Origin of the sequence: Streptomyces sp. NPDC101194 (assembly GCF_044767885.1) — a bacterium.
Lineage (GTDB): Bacteria > Actinomycetota > Actinomycetes > Streptomycetales > Streptomycetaceae > Streptomyces.
The window spans coordinates 193699-215700 of record NZ_JBIWOS010000010.1; the positions used below are offsets into that span (position 1 = coordinate 193699).

Sequence of the window (22002 nt, forward strand, 5' to 3'; positions counted from 1 at the left end):
GGGGCGCCTGTGACCCAGGTCATGTCATGTACACGTTGTGGACGGTAGACCTGTTCGTCCGGGACGGAAAGCCCTTGCGCAACGGTCGTGTCGAACTTTTTCCTGCCCCAGGACAAAGTGGGATGAGGGCAGGGCTGAGCGCGGGACGGCCGCGGGCTCCCGCTCCCGGCCCACCCCTGCCGAACCGGCGCTCGGCCGGATTCGGACTCCTCCGACGACGAAGGAGCCGGGTCCGGGGGCGGCGCCCCCGGACGGACCCCTCAGTCCCCTCCCCCGAACGCCGCGTCGAACGACGCCGACGGTGGCTCGAAGTCGTACCGCTTCAGCGTGGCAAGCGCTTCCGGCGCACCCGCCAGCCGGTCCATCCCGGCGTCCTCCCACTCCACGGACACCGGCCCCTCGTACGCGATGGACCGGAGCATCCGGAAGACGTCCTCCCAGGGCACGTCGCCGTGTCCGGCGGAGACGAAGTCCCAGCCGCGCCTCGGGTCGCCCCACGGCAGGTGGGAACCGAGACGTCCGTTCCGGCCGTCCAGGCGCCTGCGTGCCTCCTTGCAGTCCACGTGGTAGATCCGGTCCCGGAAGTCGTACAGGAAGTTGACCGGGTCGAGGTCCTGCCAGACGAAGTGGCTCGGGTCGAAGTTCAGCCCGAACGCCGCCCGGTGGCCGACGGCCTCCAGGGCGCGGTGCGTGGTCCAGTAGTCGTACGCGATCTCGCTCGGGTGGACCTCGTGGGCGAACCGCACGCCCTCCGCGTCGAAGACGTCCAGGATCGGGTTCCAGCGTTCGGCGAAGTCCTCGTAGCCCCGCTCGATCATGTGCGGCGGGACCGGCGGGAACATCGCGACCAGGTGCCAGATCGAGGAACCGGTGAATCCGATGACGGTACGCACCCCGAAGGCGGCGGCCGCGCGGGCGGTGTTCTTGATCTCCTCGGCCGCCCGGCGACGTACCCCTTCGGGGTCGCCGTCGCCCCAGATCCTCGCGGGCAGGATCCCCTGGTGCCGTTCGTCGATCGGGTTGTCGCAGACGGCCTGGCCTACGAGGTGGTTGGAGATCGCCCAGCACTTCAGCCCGTACTTGTCGAGCAGCTGCCGCCGCCCGTCCAGATAGCCGGGGTCGGACAGCGCCTTGTCGACCTCGAAGTGGTCGCCCCAGCAGGCGAGTTCGAGTCCGTCGTAGCCAAAGTCCCGGGCGAGCCGGCAGACCTCCTCCAGCGGCAGGTCGGCCCACTGACCGGTGAAGAGTGTGAAGGGACGGGGCATGCGCGGGACCTCCTAGAGGACTACGGGGGTGTGTACGGAGTTCTTCTCGGCGCTCTCCTCCACCGCGGCGAGCACCCGTTGCACCTGCAGGCCGTCGGCGAACGACGGTGCGGGGGCGGTCCCCTCGGCGATCGTCCGCACGAGGTCACGGGCCTGGTGGACGAAGGTGTGCTCGTAGCCGAGGGCGTGACCCGGCGGCCACCACGCCTCCAGGTAGGGGTGCTGCGGCTCGGTGACGAGGATGCGCCGGAATCCCGCCGTGGTGGCGGCCTCGGTGTGGTCGTGGAAGGACAGCTCGTTGAGCCGTTCCAGATCGAAGGCGAGCGAGCCGCGCTCCCCGTTGATCTCCAGTCGCAGCGCGTTCTTCCGTCCGGCCGCCATCCGGGTCGCCTCGAACGAGGCCAGCGCCCCGGACGCGAGCCGGCCGGTGAACAGCGCCGCGTCGTCGACGGTCACCGCGCCCCGCGCGCCCGGGTCCGCGGCTCCGGAGAGCCCGGCCACGGACCCGGCGAGCACCGGCCGTTCGCGCACGAACGTCTCGCTGACCGCGGACACCCCGACCAGCGGCTCCCCCGCCAGGAACTGGGCGAGGTCCACGATGTGCGCCCCCAGGTCGCCGAGCGCTCCCGAGCCCGCGTGTTCCCGCTTCAGCCGCCAGGTGAGCGGTGATTCGGGATCGACGAGCCAGTCCTGGAGATAGGTGGCGCGGACATGTCGCAGGGTGCCGATCCGGCCGTCGGCGATCAGTTTCCTGGCATAGGTGATCGCGGGCACCCTGCGGTAGTTGAAGCCCACCATCGCGACCTGGCCGCGGGCCGCCGCGCGTTCCGCGGCCTCGACCATGGCCTCGGCCTCGGCGACCGTGTTGGCGAGCGGCTTCTCGCACAGCACGTGCTTGCCGGCCTCCAGGGCGGCGATGGCGATCTCGGCATGGCTGTCGCCCGGGGTGCAGATGTCGACGAGCTGTACGTCCTCCCGGTCGATCAGGGCCCGCCAGTCGGTCTCCGCCGCCGCCCAGCCATGGCGGGCCGCTGCCGCGTCGACCGCTGCCCGGTCGCGTCCGCAGATCGCGGCGAGAGCCGGTTTCATGGGCAGTTCGAAGACGTGTCCCGCGGTGCGCCAGCCCTGTGAGTGGGCGGCGCCCATGAACGCGTATCCGACCATGCCGACTCCGAGCACCGGCACACTCGTCGTCGGCCGGTCCGTCGGCGGCGCTGCGGCCTCCTGATCCGTATCTTCCCTACGGGCCATCCGGGCTTCCTCCTCGTCGGTCGTTCGATGGGGGTGGCAGGAGGGTCAGCGCCCTCCCGCGGGGCCGATCAGTTGAAGCCCGTCGGCAGGTACTGGTCGATGTTCTCCTTGGTGACCACGGCCGAGTAGAGGGTGAGATTGGTCGGGATCTCCAGCTCGGCCAGACCACCGAGGCCCTTGCCCTGTCCGAGGGCGCGGGCCAGGTCGATGGCGGACGCGGCCATCGTCGGCGGGTAGAGCACGGTGGCCTTCAGCACGCTGTTGTCGGCCTTGATGGCGTCCATCGCGGACTTGGCACCGGCGCCGCCGACCATCAGGAACTCGTCGCGGCCCGCCTGCTGGATGGCACGCAGCGCGCCCACACCCTGGTCGTCGTCGTGGTTCCACAGGGCATCGAACTTCTTCTGCGCCTGCAGCAGCTGGGCCATCTTGGCCTGGCCCGACTCGACGGTGAAGTCGGCGGCCTGACGTGCCACCAGCTTGATGTTGGGGTAGTTCTTCAACGCGTCGGCGAAGCCCTGGCTGCGCTGCTTGGTGAGCTCCAGGTTGTCGATGCCGGCCAGCTCGACGACCTTGGCGTCCGCCTTGTCCTTGAGCTGTTCACCGATGTACGTACCGGCGTTGAGACCCATGCCGTAGTTGTCGCCACCGACCCAGCAGCGGTAGGCCTGCGGGGAGGCGAAGATCCGGTCCAGATTGATGACGGGGATGCCGGCCCGCATGGCCTCCAGGCCGACCTGGGTCAGTGCCTTGCCGTCGGCGGGAAGGATGACGAGGACGTCGACCTTCTTGTTGATGAGGGTCTTGACCTGGCCGATCTGGGCGGCGGTGTCATTGGAGCCCTCGGTGGTCTCCAGCGTCACCTCGGAGTACTTCGCCGCTCGCGACTTGGCGTTCTCGTTGATGGCGTTGAGCCAGCCGTGGTCGGCCTGCGGGCCGGCGAAGCCGATGGTGACGGGCTTGCCGGGCTTGTCGTCGGCAACGGGGACGCTGCTCTGCGCGGTGTCCTTGGTCTTGGGGTCGTTGCTGGTGCAGGCGGTGAGCAGGGCGCCCGCGGAGACGGCCGCGGAGCCGAGGAGCAGTCGTCTGCGGCTGGTTTCTGGCATGGCTGTCAAACCCTTCATCCGATGCGTGACATGTCACAGGTGGCGTTCGGGGCAGTGCGTGGGACGGAGTGGCGGAGCCGACGGGGACGGGGTGCGGCCCGTCCGGGCCTGATCCGCCGGGCCTCAGGTCTCCCCGTGCGCGGAGGTGCGGCGCTGGACCAGGACGGCGGCGACGATGATCGCGCCCTTGGCGATCTGCTGCACATCGCTCTGCAGATTGTTGAGCGCGAAGATGTTGGTGATGGTGGTGAAGACGAGGACGCCGAGTACGGAGCCGACGATCGTGCCGCGCCCGCCGCTGAGCAGCGTCCCACCGATGATCGCGGCGGCGATGGCGTCGAGTTCGTACAGATTGCCGTTGGTGTTCTGCCCCGAGCCGGACAGGACGATCAGCATGAAGGCCGCGATGCCGCAGCACAGCCCGGAGAGCAGATAGAGGTAGAGCCGCTGCCGCCGTACGTCGATGCCGGCGAGCCTGGCCGCTTCCGCGTTGCCGCCGACCGCGACCGTACGCCGTCCGAAGGTCGTGCGGTTCAGCACCAGCCAGCCGATGACGGTCACCGCGGCGAACATCATGACCAGGGGCGGGATACCGAGGACGTAGGAGTCGGGCAGACCCAGGTCCAGTACGGACTGGACGGTGACGATCTGGGTCTTGCCGTCGGTGATCTGCAGGGCGAGCCCGCGGGCCGAGGCGAGCATGGCCAGCGTCGCGATGAACGGCACCATGCGGCCGTACGCGATGAGCAGTCCGTTCACCAGCCCGGCACCGAGTCCGACGATCACCGCGGTGAACAGGATTCCGGCGAAACCGTACTCCTGGGTGGCGAGCGTGGTCGCCCAGACGGAGGCGAGCGCGACCATCGCCCCCACCGACAGGTCGATGCCGCCGCTGGTGATGACGAAGGTCATGCCCACGGTGACGACGCCGATGACGGACGACTGCGTGAGGATCAGCTGGAGGTTCCCGGTGTCCAGGAAGGCATCGGGCTCGGTGATTCCACCGACCACGATCAGTGCGGCGAGGACGCCCAGGAGCGAGAGGTTGCGGACGTCCGCGCGCAGGCCGAACGCGCGCGAAGGTCCGTCCTTGCTCCGTGGTCCGGCGACCGGGGCGGGGGCGGCTCCCCCGTCCGGCCCGCCCTGCTGCGTCGAGGAGACGGGCTGCGTCATGACGTCGGACTCCCTTCCATCACTAGGTCGAGTACGCGGTGCTCGTCGAGCTCCCGGGCATCCGCCGCATGCACGACGCGGCCCTCGCGGAGCACCAGCACCCGGTCGGCGAGGCCCAGCACTTCGGGCACCTCGCTGGAGACGAGCAGGACGGCGAGGCCTTCGTCGGCCAGCCGTCGGATCACGGCGTAGAGCTCGGCGCGGGCGCCGACATCGACACCGCGGGTCGGTTCGTCGAGGAGCAGGACCCGGCAGCCCCGCAGCAGCCAGCGGGCCAGGACCGCCTTCTGCTGGTTGCCGCCGGAGAGCGTGCGGACGGGGGTGTCCGGGTTGTCGGGGCGCAAGGAGAGTTCGCGGGTGGCGGCGCGCGCCGCCCGGCGCTCGGCCCCGCGGTCCATCCAGCCGGCCCGGGAGAAGCGCGACATCGAGGAGACGGAGACGTTGCGGGTGACCGATTCGAGCATCAGCAGGGCTTGCGCCTTGCGTTCTTCGGGGGCGAGTCCGATCCCGGCGGCGACGGCCGCGCGCACGCTGCCGGGCCTGAGCGGTGTGCCGGCCACGGTGACACGTCCGGCGCTCGGCCTGCGGGCGCCGTAGACGGTCTCCAGGATCTCGGAGCGCCCCGATCCCACGAGTCCGGCCAGGCCGACGATCTCACCGGGCCGGAGCTCCAGGTCCACCGGGTCGAATTCCCCCTTCCTGGTCAGCCCCACGACCTTCAGTACCGGCTCCGTCGCCGCCGCTGCCGCGCCGTCCGTGGTGCGCGGCGGGAAGACGTACTCGACATTGCGGCCGGTCATCATCGCGACGATGTCGCGCGTCGGCGTGGACTTGGCGGGCAGCCCCACGGCGACGGCGCGGCCGTCCTTGAGCACGGTCACCCGGTCGCCGATCCTGCGGATCTCCTCCAGGCGGTGCGAGATGTACACGACGGCCACCCCGTCGGCCGTGAGGGAGGCGACGATGCGGAAGAGGTTGTCGACCTCGTCGGGGTCGAGTGCGGCGGACGGCTCGTCCATCACGATGAGCCGGACGTCGTGGGAGAGCGCCCGCGCCATGGAGACGATCTGCTGCTGTGCTGCGGACAGCTCGCCGACGGCCCTGGCCGGGTCGATCTCCGGATGACCGAGACGCCTCAGCAGCGCGGCCGCCGCGGTGCGGCCCTCCCGGGTGCGGACGACGAAACGGGCGGTGGTGGGTTCATGGCCGAGGAAGACGTTCTCGGCGACCGACAGGCCCTCGACCAGGTCGAGTTCCTGGTAGATGGTGGCAATGCCCAGGCGCATCGCGGCCATGGGCGACTTGAGCACGGCCGGCGCGCCGTGCCAGGTGATCTCGCCGCCGTCGGGCTGGTGGGCCCCGGCGAGCACCTTGATGAGAGTGGACTTGCCGGCGCCGTTCTGCCCGAGGAGACAGTGGACTTCGCCGGCCTGGACCTCCAGGTCCACGCCGTCGAGGGCGCGCACTCCGGGGAACGACTTGGTGATGCCGGACATGGTGAGCAGGGGTGGTTCTGGTGCCATGGCGAATCCCCTCGGCGAGTGGGTTCTCCCCTGCTCAAGTGCAGCCGAGAGCTCGGGGAAGGCCGGTGAGTGGGCAGGGCGGTACCAGGTGCGGTGGTGCGGGTGTTGTCGATGTGCCGGTGTCGTCGCTGTGCGGATGCGTGCCCGGGTGCGCTGGTGTGCGGATGCGTGCGCTGGTGTGCGCTTTTCCGGTGTGCGGGTGCGTGCTTGTCCGGTGTGCCGGAGGGCTGCCCAGGTGCTGCCGGCCCCCGGAGTCAGGCCGGTGAGAACAGGTGGTCGCTGATGAGCCGGGCGGCGCCGATCACTCCGGCGGCCGGCCCCAACTCGCCCAGCACGATGGGAAGATTGCCGGTGGCCAGCGGCAACGACTGCCGGTAGACCTGGGTCCGGACGCTGGCGAGGAGCGTGTGCCCGAGGCCGGTGACACCGCCGCCGATCACCACCAGGCCGGGATTGAAGAAGCTGACGAGTCCCGCGATGACCTGACCGACCCGGTTGCCGCCCTCGCGGATCAGGTCGAGCGAGGTGGCGTCACCGGCCGCCGCGGCGGCTGCCACATCGGCGGCGGTGAGCTTCCCGGATGCCTCCAGCCGGCCCGCGAGTTCCGCCGACTGCCCGGCACGCGCCGCGTCCTCGGCGTCGCGGGCGAGCGCGGCGCCGCTGAAATGGGCCTCCAGGCAGCCCCGGTTGCCGCAGGCGCAGGCGCGTCCTTCGGGTTCGACCTGGATGTGGCCGATGTCCCCGGCGCTGCCCGTCGTACCGCGGTGGACCTCGCCGCTCACGACGATGCCGCAGCCGATGCCCGTGCCGATCTTGACGCAGAGGAAGTCGCCCACGGAACGGGCGACGCCCGCGTGCTGCTCCCCCATCGCCATCAGGTTCACGTCGTTGTCGACCATGACGGGGCAGCCCAGTTCCTGGCTGAGCGCCTCGCGGACCGGGAAGCCGTCCCAGCCGGGCATGATCGGCGGCGCGACCGGAACCCCTTCGGGGAAGCGGACCGGGCCCGGCACGCCGATGCCCGCGCCGTCGAAGCCCTCGGCGAGCCCGGAGGCCCGGAGCTTGGCGGCCATGGCCAGCATCTGCTCGAAGACGGCGACGGGGCCTTCGCGTACGTCCATGGGGTGGTTGAGGTGACCCAGGACCTCCAACTCGGCGTTGGTGACTGCCACATCGATGGATGTGGCTCCGATGTCGACGCCGAGGAAGCGCAGTTGCGGAGCGAGCCGGATGTTGTGCGAGCGACGCCCGCCGCGGGATGCGGCGAGTCCGTCGGCCACGACAAGTCCGGTCTCCAGCAGCCGGTCGACCTCGACGGCGAGCTTGGAGCGGGAGAGATCCACCTGATCCCCCAGCTGTGCCCGTGAGTTGGGCCCGCCGTCGCGCAACAGCCGGAGCAGTCGCGCCTGATGCGCATTCGCGGGTCGTGCCGTCATCCGTCTCACGCGCCCCTCCCCGCCACATCGGCCTGTCCGTCGGGCTTTCGAGGGGAACGTAGCAGCGGTTGCCGGGTGTGGGAAGAAGTTGCGCAGGAATCCATCACAACTTTCTCCACAGCGAGGACAAAGACCCTCGGGCGCACACCGGGGCGCTCGTCGACTCCGACACGTTCGCGGACGCGGCGGGGACCGCACGGCCGGGGCGCGGACACACGGCCCGAAGCCCCGACCTTCCCGTGCGACCCGTCCGGGCTGGTTGTCGGCCCTCTTCGCGCTCGCGGTACATCCTGCGGGTGCGTTCCGTGTGCGCCCTCGTGATCTCCATGGCCCGCCGCTCGTCGCGCGAGGAGATCGCCGCGATGAGCGAGCGGTGCTCGATCCGGGACCGGGCACCGCGTCGCCGGGCCACCGGCGCGCGGTACCGGCGGCCCCGGCGGTCCATCTGTCCGGCCGGTCCGGAGCGGACCACGTTGCCCGCCGGCTCGACGAACTCGCAAGGGAAGGCCGCATCGATGGCGACCGCGAGGTCCACGTCGTCGTCGGCGACGGCTGCCGGCCGGGACGGAGGGCGCGCGCCGTCATCGGTTCGAGCAGCGCCTCGTACACGCGCTCGCGCAGCGGGCCGGGCCGGGCCGCTGCGGCTTCGACACGGCCCCGTGCGGCAGTCCTGTGGGCACGATCGCGGCCCCCTCAGGGACAGCGGACGACCTGACCCGCGTACGAGAGATTTCCGCCGAAGCCGAACAGCAGCACCGGCGCACCGCTGTGCACCTCACCGCGCTCGACCAGCTTGGACAGGGCCATCGGGATCGAGGCCGCGGACGTATTGCCGGAGTCCACGACATCCCGGGCGATGACCGCGTTGACCGCGCCGATCTTCCTGGCGACCGGTTCGATGATCCTCAGGTTCGCCTGGTGCAGTACCACCGCGGCCAGATCCTCGGGGGCGACGCCGGCCTTCTCGCACACCTTGCGGGCGATGGGCGGCAACTGCGTGGTGGCCCAGCGGTACACGGACTGCCCCTCCTGCGCGAATCGCGGGGGCGTCCCCTCGATCCGTACCGCGTTCCCCATCTCCGGCACCGAACCCCACAGAACGGGGCCGATCCCGGGCAGGTCGCCGCCGTCCGGGTCCGCGACGACGACCGCCGCGCCGGCCCCGTCACCGAGCAGGACGCAGGTACTGCGATCGGTCCAGTCGGCGATGTCCGCCATCTTGTCGGCGCCGATGACGAGGACGCGCTCGGCCGCGCCCGCCCGGATCGCGTGGTCGGCGGTGGCGAGGGCGTGGGTGAACCCGGAGCAGACCACATTGATGTCCATCACCGCGGGGGATCCCATGCCGAGGCGGGCGGCGACCCGCGCCGACATGCTCGGCGAACGGTCGATGGCGGTGGAGGTGGCGACGAGGACCAGATCGACCTCGGCGGGCTGCAGCCCCGCCGAGGCGAGCGCCTTGGCCCCCGCGTGCGCGGCCATCTCGTCCACCGGCTCGTCAGGACCTCCGACATGTCGGGTCTTGATGCCGACGCGGCTGGTGATCCACTCGTCGCTGGTGTCGACCATGGCCGCCAGATCGTCGTTGGTGAGCACCCGGGCGGGCTGATAGTGGCCGAGCGCCACGACACGTGAGCCGGTCATGTACAGGATCCCCTCGCTACATATGGCAGGAACCATCCAGTCTTGGTCGCTACCGTCGGGTACAGGGGCACGTGATCCCACAGGAATCACTGCCGGTCATTGGAGGCTTGACAACAGCCTTGAGCAGACAGAACGCATACTGTCGACAGTATTTTGGCGACGTGGGACCGTCCGCCGTCGGGATCGGGTTCGGCATGCGGGCGACGGGGGGCGTGGGACGAGTGGTCCGGACCGTGACCGCCGCCCTGTGCGCGTACTGCGGCGTCGGCCGCAATGTCACACTCCACGTGCAGGACAATGAGATCGCCGCGGTCGTCCCACCGTACGACGATCGGGCGCGACCCGCGGCGACCTCTGCATCAAGGGCCGGTTCGGCTTCCACCACGTACAGGATCGGGTTCATCGCCATGGGACGGGTCACCGAGCGTCGCCGCATCATCCGCATCCGGGACGGGGCGGTCTCGGCGCGCCCCGACACGCTCGTGGCCGAGGAGCCCCTGGAGATCCGGCTGAACGGCAAGCCGCTCGCCATCACGATGCGGACGCCGGGCGACGACTTCGCACTGGCGGCGGGCTTCCTGGTGAGCGAGGGCGTGATCGGCGACGGATCCGAGGTGCAGCAGATCGTCTACTGCGCCGGGGCCACGGCGGACGGCGTCAACACGTACAACGTGGTGGATGTGAGACTCGCCCCCGGTGTCGCGGTCCCCGACATCACGCTCGAACGCAATGTGTACACCACGTCGTCCTGCGGGCTGTGCGGCAAGGCGAGCCTCGACGCGGTGCGCACCACGACCCGGCATCCGATCGCCGACACTCCCCCGGTCCGGGTGGAGCCCGCCCTGCTCGCCGTCCTCCCCGACCGGCTGCGCGCCGCCCAGCGGGTCTTCGACCGGACGGGGGGTCTGCACGCGGCGGCGCTGTTCTCCGAGACGGGTGAGCTGCTCGACGTGCGGGAGGACGTCGGCCGGCACAACGCGGTCGACAAGCTGGTGGGGCGCGCCCTGACGGACGACCGGCTGCCGCTGTCCCGCATGATTCTGCTGGTGTCGGGACGGGCCTCGTTCGAGCTGGCCCAGAAGGCGGTGATGGCGGGGATCCCCGTGCTCGCGTCGGTCTCGGCACCGTCGTCCCTCGCCGTCGACCTGGCGGCCGAGACCGGACTGACCCTGGTCGGTTTTCTGCGGGGTCCTTCCATGAACGTGTACGCGGGCGAGGAACGCATCGCCCTGGGGGCGACGGCCGACCGGGGCTGAGGCTCCCCGCCCGTCCGCACGGGTCCGGTGCCGGCCCGGTCCCGGCCCATGGCGTGTACGTCCGCCGACGCGACGGGACGCACCGCAGGGGCGGTCTCAGCCCACCGCCAAGGACTCCCCGGTCGCCGCGCCGCTCGTCCTCGCCGCCCTCTCGGGGTTCTCCTCCAACGGATCGCGCGAGCGACGCCTGGCGATCACCGCGCACACCATGAGCTGCATCTGATGGAAGAGCATCAGCGGCAGCACGGCGAGGGACGCCTGCGCCCCGAACAGGACGCTCGCCATCGGGAGCCCGGAGGCCAGGCTCTTCTTCGAACCGGCGAACTGGATGGCGATCCGGTCCTCCCGGTCGAAGCCGAGCTGCTTCGCCCCGTACCAGGTCAGGATGAGCATCAGCGCGAGCAGCACCGTCTCGGCAGCGAGCAGCGCCCCGAGCCGGGCCGGGGTGACCTGGTGCCAGATGCCCGCGACCATGCCCTCGCTGAACGCCGTGTAGACGACGAGCAGGATCGAGCCCCGGTCGACAAGGCCGAGGACCTTCTTGTGACGGGTGACGAAGCCACCGATCCAGCGGCGCAGCACCTGCCCCGCGACGAACGGCAGCAGCAGTTGCACCCCGATCCTCAGCAACGCGTCCACCGAGAATCCGCCGCCGCTGTTGCCGAGCAGCGCGGCCGCGAGCAGCGGGGTGAGGAGGATCCCGGCGATCGAGGAGAAGGAGCCCGCGCAGATCGCCGCCGGCACATTGCCGCGGGCGATCGAGGTGAAGGCGATCGAGGACTGGATGGTCGAGGGGACGAGGCAGAGAAAGAGAAAGCCGCTGTGGAGCTGCGGCGTCAGGACGTACGGCACCAGCCCCCTGCCCGCCAGGCCGAGGAGCGGAAATGCCACGAAGGTGCAGACCAGGACGGTGAGATGGAGCCGCCAATGCCTGAGGCCGTCGAGCGCCTCGGCGGTGGAGAGGCGAGCGCCGTACAGGAAGAAGAGAAGGGCGACCGCTCCGGTCGAGGCGCCGCCCGCCACATCCGCGGCGGTCCCCGACGCGGGCAGAGCCGCGGCGAGTACGACCGTGCCGATCAGCGCCAGGATGTACGGATCGATCGGCAGCCAGGTCGGCGGCTTCAAGGTGCGGCGGCTCATGTGCTCCACATGTTCTGTCGGTTCCGGTCGTGCCCTCCCCATCCTGCTCTCGATCAAGGCGATCGGGAATCCCGCACACCGCTCTCACTGTCATCACGGTTCGCGATAGCCTGGGGACATGTACGACCCCGCGCAACTGCGCACCTTTCTCGCCGTGGCCCAGACGCTGAGTTTCACCCGGGCCGCCCACCGGCTCGGGGTACGGCAGTCCACGGTGAGCCAGCACGTGCGGCGACTGGAGGACGCGGCGGGGCGCCGGCTGTTCACCCGGGACACGCACCGGGTCGATCTCACGCCGGACGGTGAGGCGATGCTCGGTTTCGCCCGGACGATACTCGAGGCCCATGAGCGGGCCGCGGCCTTCTTCACCGGCACCCGGCTGCGGGGGCGGCTGCGGTTCGGGGCCTCCGAGGACTTCGTACTGACCCGGCTGCCGGAGATCCTGGAGGCGTTCCGCCGCGACCATCCGGACGTCGAACTGGAGCTCTCGGTGGAACTGTCCGGGACGCTGCACCAGCGGCTTGCCGCAGGCCGGCTGGATCTCGTCCTCGCCAAGCGGCGCACCGGCGACACGCACGGAGAACTGGTCCGCCACGACGCGCTGACCTGGATCGGCGCGCCCCGGCTGCGGATCGATCCGGACCGTCCGGTTCCGCTGGTGCTCTTCCCGCCGCCGGGCATCACCCGGGCCCGCGCCCTGGAGGTGCTGGAGGAGCACGGCCGGCCCTGGCGGATCGCCTGCACGAGCACCAGCCTCAGTGGGCTGATCGCGGCGGCCCGTGCGGGGCTCGGCGTGATGGCTCACAGCCGGGGGCTGATCCCGCCGGGCCTGTCGCCGGTGCCTGCCGGAGCGGGGCTGCCGGACCTCGGCGACGTGGACTTCGTCCTGGTGCACGGCCGCCGCCGGGGCGGCGCCCAGGAAGCCGCGGACGCCCTGGCGGCGGCGATCCTGGCGGGCGGCGACCGGCTGATCCGAGATACCGGCACGATCGGTTCGCTCGGCGGCCGGGTCGGTGCGTGACCGTATGCCGTCAAGGGGAGAGCGGACGGCGGCCGCGGTCGCGAGGCCGGCCCGGTACGGGCCGGCCGGCGTCGGCCCGACCGCGGACCAATACCCCCGTATCCACCCGGAACGGGAGTGACCGAGACGTACAGATTCGGTGGAGATTCCGCCGTCGGCCGCTTACTCCGTGGTCTCAGCCACGCCCGAGCCTTGCCCATCTGGCCGGATTTCGGTGGCTGACCTGTGCATATGCCACGTTGTCCGCCGGTTCGGGCCCCTCCCGCCGCGCCGCCCGGTGGGGTAGCGTCACGGCGCTGTGCGGAGCGCCACAAGGAGCAGGTCATTGCGCGAGTTCACTGTCCCACCCATGGCGGCCGCGCCCCTCGTGGGCGGGTTGGCCGATGTGGTGTTCGACTACGCCGAGGAGGATCCGCACCGGGTCGCGCTCGGCCGCAAGGACGAGAACGGTCACTGGCGGGATGTCGCTGCGGCGACGTTCCGCGACGAGGTGCTGGCGCTCGCCAAGGGCCTGATCGCACACGGCGTCAGGTTCGGCGACCGGGTGGCCCTGATGTCGCGCACGCGCTACGAGTGGACGCTCTTCGACTTCGCCCTGTGGGCGATCGGTGCCCAGTCCGTACCGGTCTACCCGACCTCCTCGGCCGAGCAGGTCTTCTGGATGCTGCACGACGCCGATGTGTCCGCCGTCATGGTCGAGCACGAGGACCACGCCATGACGATCGCTTCGGTGATCGACCGGCTGCCCCGGCTCCAGCGGCTCTGGCAGCTCGACGCGGACGCGATGACCGAGCTCGTCGGCGCGGGTGCCCAGGTCGAGGACGAGGTGGTGCACCGGCACCGGCGCGCGGTGACGCCCGAGTCGGTGGCGACCATCATCTACACCTCGGGGACGACCGGACGCCCCAAGGGCTGTGTGATCACGCACGCCAATTTCATGTTCGAGACGGACACCATGGCCTCCCGCTGGAAGTCGGTCTTCCGCTCCAAGCCGGGTGACGAGGCCGCCACGCTGCTCTTCCTGCCCCTGGCGCATGTCTTCGGCCGCATGGTCGAGGTCGCCGCCGTGCGCGGCCGCGTGAAGCTGGGCCATCAGCCGGAGCTGTCGGCGAAGGCCCTGATGCCGGACCTGGTGTCGTTCCGGCCGACGTTCATCCTGGCGGTGCCGTACATCTTCGAGAAGGTCTTCAACGCGGCCCGGCGCAAGGCGGAGACCGAGGGGCGGGTCGGACCGTTCGACAAGGCCGTGGACATCGCCGTGAAGTATGCGGAGGCGATGGAGGAGCGGGCGTTCGGGACCGGTCCCGGGCCGTCCGCCGGGCTGCGGGTGCAGCACCAGTTCTTCGACAAGGTCGTGTACAAGAGGGTGCGCGAGGCGATGGGCGGCCGGATCCGGCACGCCATGTCCGGCGGTTCGGGGATGGAGCGGCGGCTCGGGCTGTTCTTCGACGGCGCGGGCGTCACGGTGTACGAGGGGTACGGGCTGACCGAGTCGACCGCGGCGGCCACCGCCAATCCGCCGGAACGTACGCGGTACGGCACGGTCGGGCAGCCGATCCCCGGCACCACGGTGCACATCGCCGAGGACGGCGAGGTGTGGGTGCACGGCGGCAATGTGTTCGCGGGCTATCTCGGAGCGCCGGAGGCCACCGACGCGGTGCTCCGCGACGGCTGGCTGGCCACCGGGGACCTGGGGGCGCTCGACGAGGAGGGTTATCTGACGATCACCGGCCGGAAGAAGGAGATCCTGGTGACGTCGGGCGGCAAGAGCGTGTCACCGGCCGGTCTGGAGGAGCGGGTGCGGGCGCATCCGCTGGTCGCCCAGTGCATCGTCGTCGGCAACGACCGGCCGTACATCGCGGCACTGGTCACAGTGGACCAGGAGGCGGTGGACCACTGGCTCGCGATGCAGGGACGGACGCCGATGCGGGCGGAGGAGCTGGTGCGGGATCCGGACCTGGAGATGGAGGTACGGCGGGCGGTGGTGGCCGCCAACACGGCCGTCTCGCAGGCCGAGTCGATCCGTACGTTCCGGATCCTGGCGCATCCGTTCAGCGAGGAGCACGGCCTGCTCACCCCGTCGCTGAAACTGAAGCGCAAGGCGATCGAGACGGCGTACGCGGTGGAGGTCGACGCGCTGTACCGCTGAGGCACGGCCGTGCCCCAGCGGTACCGTGCGGACTACGTGATCGAGATGCGGAACAGCTCGTCCGAGCCGTCCGGTCGGTTCCCCTTGTTGTCGCAGTTGGTGGTGGAGAGCCAGAGCTGGTCCTGGCCGGGCACCTGGGTGACCGTGCGCAGCCGGCCGTAGGTACCGACGTAGTAGGCGCTCGGTGTGCCGAGGTTCTCGGTGTCACCGGTGATCGGCACCCGCCACAGCCTCTCGCCCCTCAGCGAGGCCATGTAGATGACGTTGCGGACGATGGCGATTCCGCTGGGCGAGGCCTCAAAGACGCTCCAGGTCTTCTTCGGGTCGGTCATTCCGGCGGTGGAGCATGTGCCCTCGCAGATGGGCCAGCCGTAGTTGTTCCCCGGCTTGATGAGGTTGAGCTCGTCCTTCTTGCTGTCGCCGAACTCCGCCTCCCACAGACGGCCGTTGCGGTCGAACGCGAGGCCCTGCGGGTTGCGGTGGCCGTAGCTGTAGACGTAGTTGCCGAACGGGTTGCCGGGAGCGGGCTTGCCGTCCGTGGTCATCCGGAGGATCTTGCCGTTCAGCGAGTTCTTGTCCTGGGCCAGGTCGGGCGTCTGCGCCTCGCCGGTCGACGCGTACAGATATCCGTCCGGGCCGAAGGCGAGCCGTCCGCCGTTGTGGTACCTGCTCTTCTTGATCCCCCGAAGCAGGACCGTGTATCCGTCGAGCGAGGTGCCGTCGTACGTCATGCGGGCGACCCGGTTGCCCTCGGACGCGGTGTGCATGAAGTACACGTGGTGGTTCGTGGACCACTGGGGGTCGACGGCGACGCCGAGCAGTCCGCCTTCACCGTCGGTCGTGACGGCGTCGGGCACGGTGCCGACCTGGGTCCTGGTGCCGCCGGGGGTGGCCTTGAAGACCTTGAAGCTGTCCCGCTCGGTCACCAGCGCGGTCTTCTTGTCGGGCATCCAGTAGGTGCCCCAGGGGATGGACCAGCCGCTGGAGACGGTGGCGATGCCGGACGGTACGCCGCCGTCGGTGGCGCAGGCCGGGGTGGTGAAGGTGACGGTGTTGCCGGGCGGCGAGGCGTTGCCCGCCGCGTCCTTGGCGACGACGTCCAGGGCGTAGGGGCTGGCGCAGGCGAGCCCGGTGAGGGTGGTCGTGGTGGCGGGCGGGGTGCCGGACACGGTCTTGTAGACGGTGCTTGCGCTGCGGACCTCATAAGCGGTGACGGCCCGGTCGTCCGTCGAGGCGCCCCACTTCAGGACGACGCTGTTGGCGGTGAGGCCCGAGGTGGACAGGGTGCCCGGTGCCGAGGGCGCGGTGGTGTCGGAGCCGGGCAGGGTGGTGCAGTCCACGACCGGGCCGGGCGGGGAGACGTTGCCGGCCGCGTCACGCGCGAACACGGTCATGTCGTACGTGGTCCCGGCCGCGAGCCCGGTCAGGTTCTTCGACGTGGCGTTCCCGGCCGCCTCGCCGAGCTTGTTGCCGTGTTCGTAGATGTCGTACGCGGTGACGCCCACGTTGTCCGTCGCGGCGCCCCAGTTCAGCGTGAGGCCGTCCTCGGTGATCGCCGAGCAGCTGGTCCGCCCCGGCGCGGTGGGGGCCTCGGTGTCCGACGGGGCGACGGTGAAGTCGACGTAGTCGAGGTTGGGCAGCCCGTCGGCCGTCGTGGACGTCAGCCGGATCTTGTTGCTGCCCGCCTTGACCGGGGCGGTCAGGGTGGAGGTGGCCCAGGTGTTCCAGTCGGTGGTGGAGTCGAAGGAGCGGGCGGCGGAGACGACCGTACCGCCGACTGCGACATCCGCGGCCCGGCCGGCCGCCGTCCCGTTGGAGTACCGGACGGCGATCCTTCCGGCCCCGGCGGAGGCAGCGGTGACGGTGAACTCCACATGGCTTCCGGCGACGTTGTCGCCGTTGACGAAGCCGGTCCCGGAGTAGCCGGAGTGGTTGGACTCCACGGCTCCCCGCACGATCGTCGCGGACTCCGCCTCGTACCGGGTGGCTGCCGCGGAGGCGGATTGCGGGACCGCCTGCACCAGGGCGGTGCAGAGCAGCGCCACGGCCGGCACGGCCGTTCTCCTCCGTAATGCGGTGAGCGTTCGGATCTGCATCTGAACCTCCGTCAGGGAACCCAGTAGTTGCCGGATGCGACGATCATCGACTGCAGCTGGACGCTTCCGCCGTAGTAGAGCTGCGGGTCGATCGAGGTGGTGGCGAGCTTGTTCCAGAGAGCGTCCAGCCACGCCTGGGAACCGGAGTCGGTCAGCGCGGTCACGACGAACGGGGCGGTGAACGCCATGTCGTCGCCGCTGTCGAAGGAAGTGCCGTTGAGGTGGTATCCGGTGACGATCTTCTTCGGGTCGCCACCGGTCTTCGACTTGATCCAGGAGTTGAGCTTGCGCGCCGAGGCGAGCGAGGCGCCGTCCCCGCTGGTGACGGCGTCGGTGCCGATGCGCCACGGGTCGCGGCAGGCGTTCCAGGAGTAGTCGCCGTCGTTGGGCCCTTCGAGCACCTCGCCGGCAGCGGGCTTGGGCGTGCTGTTCGTGTTGACGACGAAGTCCGCCAGCAAGCCGGTTCCGGCGGCGTACTTGGACTGCTGACTGGTGATCAGATCCTGATGGGCCGTGCGCACGGCGTCCCAGGCACCGTCGCCCGTGGCCTTCTTGAAGGCGCGGAAGTGGTCGATCATCCAGTCCGAGGAGCGGGTCATCCAGTAGTGGGACTCACCGGAGTCCGACCAGTCGCCGAGCAGCATGAGGTGGGTGGTCGGGTTGACCTCGCTCTTCTTGATGGCGTTGATGTGCTTGATCGCGAGATCCTTGTAGTTGTACGTGCCCGTGGAGCCCCACTGCTTGTCCGCGAGAAGCAGGCCGTAGGCGACGTCGAGGTCCCCGTCGGTCGCCGAGTCCGAGCCGTCGACGCTCTTGCAGGAGGCGTCCTGTTCGGCGGCGAGGAGGTTGGCGTTGTTGACCGAGGGATGAGCGAGCATGTACTTCACCATGCCGTCGAAGACGGTCTTCGCCTCCGGGTCCGCCCCTGCCATCGTCGCGGTCACGACCATGCCGTAGCCCTGGGCCTCGGCGACGTAGGGGTGGTCCGCGTCCGGCGAGACGACCTCGTACCAGCCGTTTCCGCAGTTCTTCCTGACGAACGCGGACTTCCAGGCGTTGTACGTCTTGATCACGGCCTGGTCGAGCGTCGACTGCGATCCCGAAGGCTTCAGCGTCCCTGCCGCGTAAGGGAATTGATGGCTGCCGAAGGGAACCGCGGGACCACCGGCGGCGGGGACCGAGAGGTCCAGGCGGTCGAGGTTGGGGCCGCCGTTCGCCGTGGTCGCGGTGGCCCGGACCGTGTTGGTTCCGGCGGCCGGCTGCGCGGGGACGGTCTTCGTCGCCCAGGTGTCCCAGGATCCCGTCCCGCCGAACGAGACCCCGGGGGCGACGACCGTACCGTTGACACTGATGTCCATCGGTCGGTCGGTGGCGGTGCCGTTGGCATAGCGGAGGGCGAGCGAGGCGCTCCCCGCGGCGGCGTTCACCGTGAACTGCACGGATGATCCCGCGACGTTGGTGTAGTCGACGAAGCCCGTGCCGGAGTAGCCGCTGTGGTTCGTGGCCACGACCGCCCGGGAGAGCGTCCCGCCCTCCGCCTCGTAACGGGTGGCCGCCGCGGCCGCGGGCGGCGCGGCGAGCAGGGGCAGCAGCAGCCCGGCAGCGGCGAGTGCCGTGCCGCCGATGGTCAGGGTGCTCGAAGTGGTGCGCACGGGACCTCCTCAGCCCTTGTACTGGACGACGATCCTGGTGAAGTCGTACGGGGACTGGGACACCCCGCTGCAGGTGTCCGCGTCGCCGCCAAAGCCGCAGGCACGGTCGCGGTTGACGGACCAGAAGGCATAGCGCGCGATGTGGTGCTGCTGCGCGTAGCCGAGGATCGTCCTGAAGTCGGTGGTGGTGACGATCTCGTCCGACTCGTCGGTCCTTCCGTTCATCGAGGAGACCCCGATGTGCCGGTAGGCCGCGTCGTCGCTGTACCCGTAGGCGCTCTTCACGGCGGCCTTCAACCCGTCGAGTGCGCTCAGCGTGGCCGCGCCCATGGTGCCGGTGTGCCCGCCGAAGTCGAACGGCATGACGACCCAGCCGTCGTTGTCCAGCCCTGCCGCGGCACCGCGCTTGATGAGATCCCTGCCGTTGGCATCGGGCCCGGTCGGATCGGTCCCCATGGTCACGTACGTCACAATGCCCGGGTTCCTGGTCTTGACGATCTTCAGGGCGTCGACCACCCGCTGCCGCACGGCCGCCTTGGAGAACTCGCTGTCCTCGATGTCGATGTCCAGCGCCTTGAGGCGGTAGGCGTCGATCACCTTCTGGTAGGCCCCGGCCAGTGCCGAGGCGCTGGAGCACTTCTCGCCCAGCTTGTTGCCGCTCCAGCCGCCCGCCGACACGACGATGTCGCCACCGGCCGCCCGGATCGAGTCGATGGCGGCCCGGTCCGGGCCCCCGGTCAGTGCCCTGTCACCGTCCCACTTCGGGTTGCAGGTGCCGTCCGAGAGGACGAAGGCGAGCGTGAACCACTTCACGCCCGTCGCCGCCATCACGTCGGCCGGCTTCTGCGGGTTTCCCCAGCCCAGATACTCGTAGGGGGCTGCGGCCATCGCACCGGGTCCGGCGGCCGCCGGGGAGCCGGCACCCGGAGCCCGGTCCACCGTGGCGGCGGTGGCCTTCGGGCTGTGGGCGAGCAGAGGCAGAAACAGACAGCTGAGGCCCGTGAGGACGGCGACGGTACGGCGTGGGGGTCGGTCAACGTGCACAGGTACTCCCTTCCGAATCGACGTTAGGAAAGGTTCCTAACCATCACTGCATGGGATTCCCCGGAGAACGATCTGTCAATGCCTCGCGTGGGCCCAAATATCAAGGCCCGTACGTGAGTTCGCAGGATTTCGGACAGCTCGGGCGCGCATCGGCGAGCTCACGTCACGTCCGGGACGAGGCCGGGCCGCACCGAGCGAGGCCCGGACACGGCGAGGTCGACGGACCGGGACCACCGCGGGCCGGACAGGGGGCGGCCACGGACACCGGGCCGGTGGGGAATGCCTGGCCGTCCGTGATCGTTGACCTTGAGAATGCCAACCGACGACGTAAGGATCGACCGCTCGTGAGCAAGGTCCCCTCCATCACCCTCAACAACGGCGTCGAAATGCCGCAGCTCGGTTACGGTGTCTGGCAGGTCCCGGACGACGAGGCCGCGAGGACGGTCGCGACAGCCATCGAGTCCGGGTACCGGAGCATCGACACCGCCGCGATCTACGAGAACGAGAAGGGCACCGGCCGGGCCGTGGCGGCCTCCGGCGTCGCCCGCGAAGAGCTCTTCGTCACGACGAAGCTGTGGAATTCCGAGCAGGGCTACGACTCCACCCTGCGCGCCTTCGACGCCTCGCTCGACAGGCTGGGGCTGGACTATGTCGATCTGTACCTGATCCACTGGCCGGTCCCGGCCAAGGACGCCTACATCGACACGTACAAGGCGTTCGAGAAGATCTACTCCGAAGGCCGGGCGAAGGCCATCGGCGTCTCGAACTTCCTCCCCGAGCATCTGGAGCGCCTGCTCGGCGAGACCTCCGTGGTCCCGGTGATCAACCAGATCGAGCTCCACCCGCAGCTCCAGCAGGCCGAATCGCGAGCCTTGCACGCCAAGCACGGCATCGCGACCGAGGCCTGGTCGCCGCTGGGTCAGGGCAAGGGACTCCTGGAGGTCCCGACGGTCGTCGCGATCGCCCGGAAGCACGGCCGCACACCGGCCCAGGCGGTGCTCCGCTGGCACATCCAGACCGGCAACGTGGTGATTCCGAAGTCCGTGACGCCGTCCCGGATCGTGGAGAACCTCGATGTGTTCGGCTTCGAGCTGGACGCCGACGACCTGGCCGCGTTCGCCGCGCTGGACGAGGGCAAGCGCCTCGGCCCGAACCCGGGCGAGTTCAACCTCGGCGCCTGAGCCGCACGACCGCACATCGACGGCGACACCGACCGCCGCCCGGCCTGCGAGCCGGGCGGCGGTCCGCCACACAGGGAGGAACGGGAGCATGAGCGGGGACGGCTCACCGGTCGTCGCAGCGGGCCGCTACCGGCTGCGCAACGTGGGCAGCGGTCTGCTGCTGGAGGTGTACGGCTCCGCCAAGGGCGGCGGCGCCCCGGCACAGCAGGGCGAGGAGAACGGTTCGGCGGCCCAGCAGTGGCAGCTCTCGCCCGTCCACGAGGGCGCGGCGCTCTACCACCTGGTCAACGCCCACAGCGGCAAGCGCCTGGACGTCGCCGACGCCTCCACCGAGAACGGCGCCGTGGTCCAGCAGTGGCGCGCCAACAACTACGGCGCCCAGGAATGGCTGATCGAGCGGCACCTGGAAGCACCGGGGGTGGTGACGCTGGTCAGCTTCATCAGCGGGCTCGTCCTCGAAGTGGCCGAAGGCAGCACGACGGACGGGGCCCGGGTCCAGCAGTGGGAGGACACCGACTCCCCAGGTCAGTGGTGGCAGTTGGAGCCGGTGCCGGACGCCCCCGAGGGTTAGGGTCTTTCGTTCCGGATCATGCCGGGCGGGTCACGGATCAGAGGCGGGCGGGCCGCGCACTTCGAGGGTCGTGCGGCCGCGCCCCTTCACCCGTCCGGACCAAGGTCCGCTGTGGGGACATGTCCGGGCAACTCGCAAATCGCGGGGCCGCCACGTCCGCCTCCGGGTGCCGGTCGGCCCGCCCGCGGGAAGGGCCGGTTCCCGGCGACCATGACGCGGGGCGGCGTCCACCACGTCGGCACCGGGTTCCGCGGCCCGGCCGCCGGTCCCTGCCGGGAGCCGAAGGCCTCGGGCCGCGCGCGACGCGGCCGTCATGGCCCGCTGGCAACGCCTCACCCTCCGGCTCTAATATGGCTTGGCAGGTGAACGGCTTGTCAGCGTTGGTGAGGTTTGGGCGTGGGGGAACCCGGGGGCCCCCCTGCACAAAACCCCCCGGGAGCCCCCCCCCCCAAACGCCGGGCCGGGGTGGAAATGAAGCCCCGGGCAGGGGGGCC

Annotated in this window: 17 protein-coding genes; 5 read left to right on the forward strand and 12 right to left on the reverse strand. The window is 70.2% G+C overall.

From position 1 onward, the window contains the following. Positions 1–260: 260 nt before the first annotated feature. The 8 genes from ACIRP2_RS30910 to ACIRP2_RS30945 all read right to left on the reverse strand — a co-directional run bounded on the left by ACIRP2_RS30910 (position 261) and on the right by ACIRP2_RS30945 (position 9398). Positions 261–1265 (reverse strand): sugar phosphate isomerase/epimerase family protein, encoded by a 1005-nt coding sequence (locus ACIRP2_RS30910; protein ID WP_404256022.1) that lies wholly within the window; start codon positions 1263–1265, stop codon positions 261–263. Positions 1266–1277: 12 nt separating this feature from the next. Continuing rightward, on the reverse strand, positions 1278–2516 hold the full coding sequence (locus tag ACIRP2_RS30915; RefSeq protein ID WP_404256024.1) for a Gfo/Idh/MocA family protein: 1239 nt from the start codon (positions 2514–2516) through the stop codon (positions 1278–1280). 68 nt (positions 2517–2584) lie between these two features. Further along, on the reverse strand, positions 2585–3622 hold the full coding sequence (locus tag ACIRP2_RS30920; RefSeq protein ID WP_404256026.1) for a substrate-binding domain-containing protein: 1038 nt from the start codon (positions 3620–3622) through the stop codon (positions 2585–2587). A 123-nt stretch (positions 3623–3745) separates the two neighbouring features. Then, positions 3746–4795 carry an ABC transporter permease gene (locus tag ACIRP2_RS30925; protein ID WP_404256028.1) on the reverse strand — a complete coding sequence of 350 codons (1050 nt, stop codon included), beginning with the start codon at positions 4793–4795 and terminating at the stop codon, positions 3746–3748. Beyond that, complete coding sequence (locus ACIRP2_RS30930) at positions 4792–6318, reverse strand: sugar ABC transporter ATP-binding protein (protein ID WP_404256030.1); 1527 nt, start codon at positions 6316–6318, stop codon at positions 4792–4794. The genes ACIRP2_RS30925 and ACIRP2_RS30930 overlap by 4 nt, the downstream gene beginning before the upstream one ends. Positions 6319–6572: 254 nt before the next feature. Beyond that, the gene (locus tag ACIRP2_RS30935; protein WP_404256032.1) at positions 6573–7754 is read right to left on the reverse strand and encodes an ROK family protein; all 1182 of its coding nucleotides are present in this window, start codon (positions 7752–7754) and stop codon (positions 6573–6575) included. A gap of 103 nt (positions 7755–7857) precedes the next feature. After that, complete coding sequence (locus tag ACIRP2_RS30940; protein WP_404256034.1) at positions 7858–8289, reverse strand: FCD domain-containing protein; 432 nt, start codon at positions 8287–8289, stop codon at positions 7858–7860. 158 nt (positions 8290–8447) lie between these two features. After that, positions 8448–9398 (reverse strand): beta-ketoacyl-ACP synthase III, encoded by a 951-nt coding sequence (locus ACIRP2_RS30945; protein ID WP_404256036.1) that lies wholly within the window; start codon positions 9396–9398, stop codon positions 8448–8450. A 407-nt stretch (positions 9399–9805) separates the two neighbouring features. Between ACIRP2_RS30945 and fdhD the strand changes: the two genes are divergently transcribed. Next, positions 9806–10654 (forward strand): formate dehydrogenase accessory sulfurtransferase FdhD, encoded by an 849-nt coding sequence (gene fdhD / locus ACIRP2_RS30950; protein ID WP_404256262.1) that lies wholly within the window; start codon positions 9806–9808, stop codon positions 10652–10654. Between the two features lie 96 nt (positions 10655–10750). On the opposite strand, the gene ACIRP2_RS30955 is transcribed toward fdhD, so the two are convergent. Further along, positions 10751–11794 carry a bile acid:sodium symporter family protein gene (locus tag ACIRP2_RS30955; protein WP_404256038.1) on the reverse strand — a complete coding sequence of 348 codons (1044 nt, stop codon included), beginning with the start codon at positions 11792–11794 and terminating at the stop codon, positions 10751–10753. 118 nt (positions 11795–11912) lie between these two features. On the opposite strand from ACIRP2_RS30955, the gene ACIRP2_RS30960 reads away from it, so the two are divergent. Both ACIRP2_RS30960 and ACIRP2_RS30965 read left to right on the forward strand, forming a co-directional pair. Then, positions 11913–12815, forward strand: coding sequence for a LysR substrate-binding domain-containing protein (locus ACIRP2_RS30960; protein WP_404256040.1), 903 nt, complete (start codon positions 11913–11915; stop codon positions 12813–12815). A 349-nt stretch (positions 12816–13164) separates the two neighbouring features. Further along, positions 13165–14964 (forward strand): AMP-dependent synthetase/ligase, encoded by a 1800-nt coding sequence (locus tag ACIRP2_RS30965; protein ID WP_404256264.1) that lies wholly within the window; start codon positions 13165–13167, stop codon positions 14962–14964. Between the two features lie 32 nt (positions 14965–14996). Here the strand turns inward: ACIRP2_RS30965 and ACIRP2_RS30970 are convergent, their stop codons facing one another. The 3 genes from ACIRP2_RS30970 to ACIRP2_RS30980 are packed head-to-tail and all read right to left on the reverse strand — an operon-like array spanning position 14997 to position 19756. Beyond that, positions 14997–17060 carry a PQQ-dependent sugar dehydrogenase gene (locus ACIRP2_RS30970; RefSeq protein ID WP_404256042.1) on the reverse strand — a complete coding sequence of 688 codons (2064 nt, stop codon included), beginning with the start codon at positions 17058–17060 and terminating at the stop codon, positions 14997–14999. 11 nt (positions 17061–17071) lie between these two features. Next, on the reverse strand, positions 17072–18712 hold the full coding sequence (locus tag ACIRP2_RS30975) for a glycosyl hydrolase family 8 (protein ID WP_404256044.1): 1641 nt from the start codon (positions 18710–18712) through the stop codon (positions 17072–17074). A 9-nt stretch (positions 18713–18721) separates the two neighbouring features. After that, positions 18722–19756: a chitinase gene (locus ACIRP2_RS30980; RefSeq protein ID WP_404256046.1), complete on the reverse strand. Its 1035-nt coding sequence runs from the start codon at positions 19754–19756 to the stop codon at positions 18722–18724. 344 nt (positions 19757–20100) lie between these two features. Here ACIRP2_RS30980 and ACIRP2_RS30985 point away from each other — a divergent pair, with 344 nt between their 5' ends. Then, positions 20101–20937 (forward strand): aldo/keto reductase, encoded by an 837-nt coding sequence (locus ACIRP2_RS30985; protein WP_404256048.1) that lies wholly within the window; start codon positions 20101–20103, stop codon positions 20935–20937. An 88-nt stretch (positions 20938–21025) separates the two neighbouring features. Beyond that, positions 21026–21508 (forward strand): RICIN domain-containing protein, encoded by a 483-nt coding sequence (locus ACIRP2_RS30990; protein ID WP_404256050.1) that lies wholly within the window; start codon positions 21026–21028, stop codon positions 21506–21508. Positions 21509–22002: the final 494 nt, after the last annotated feature.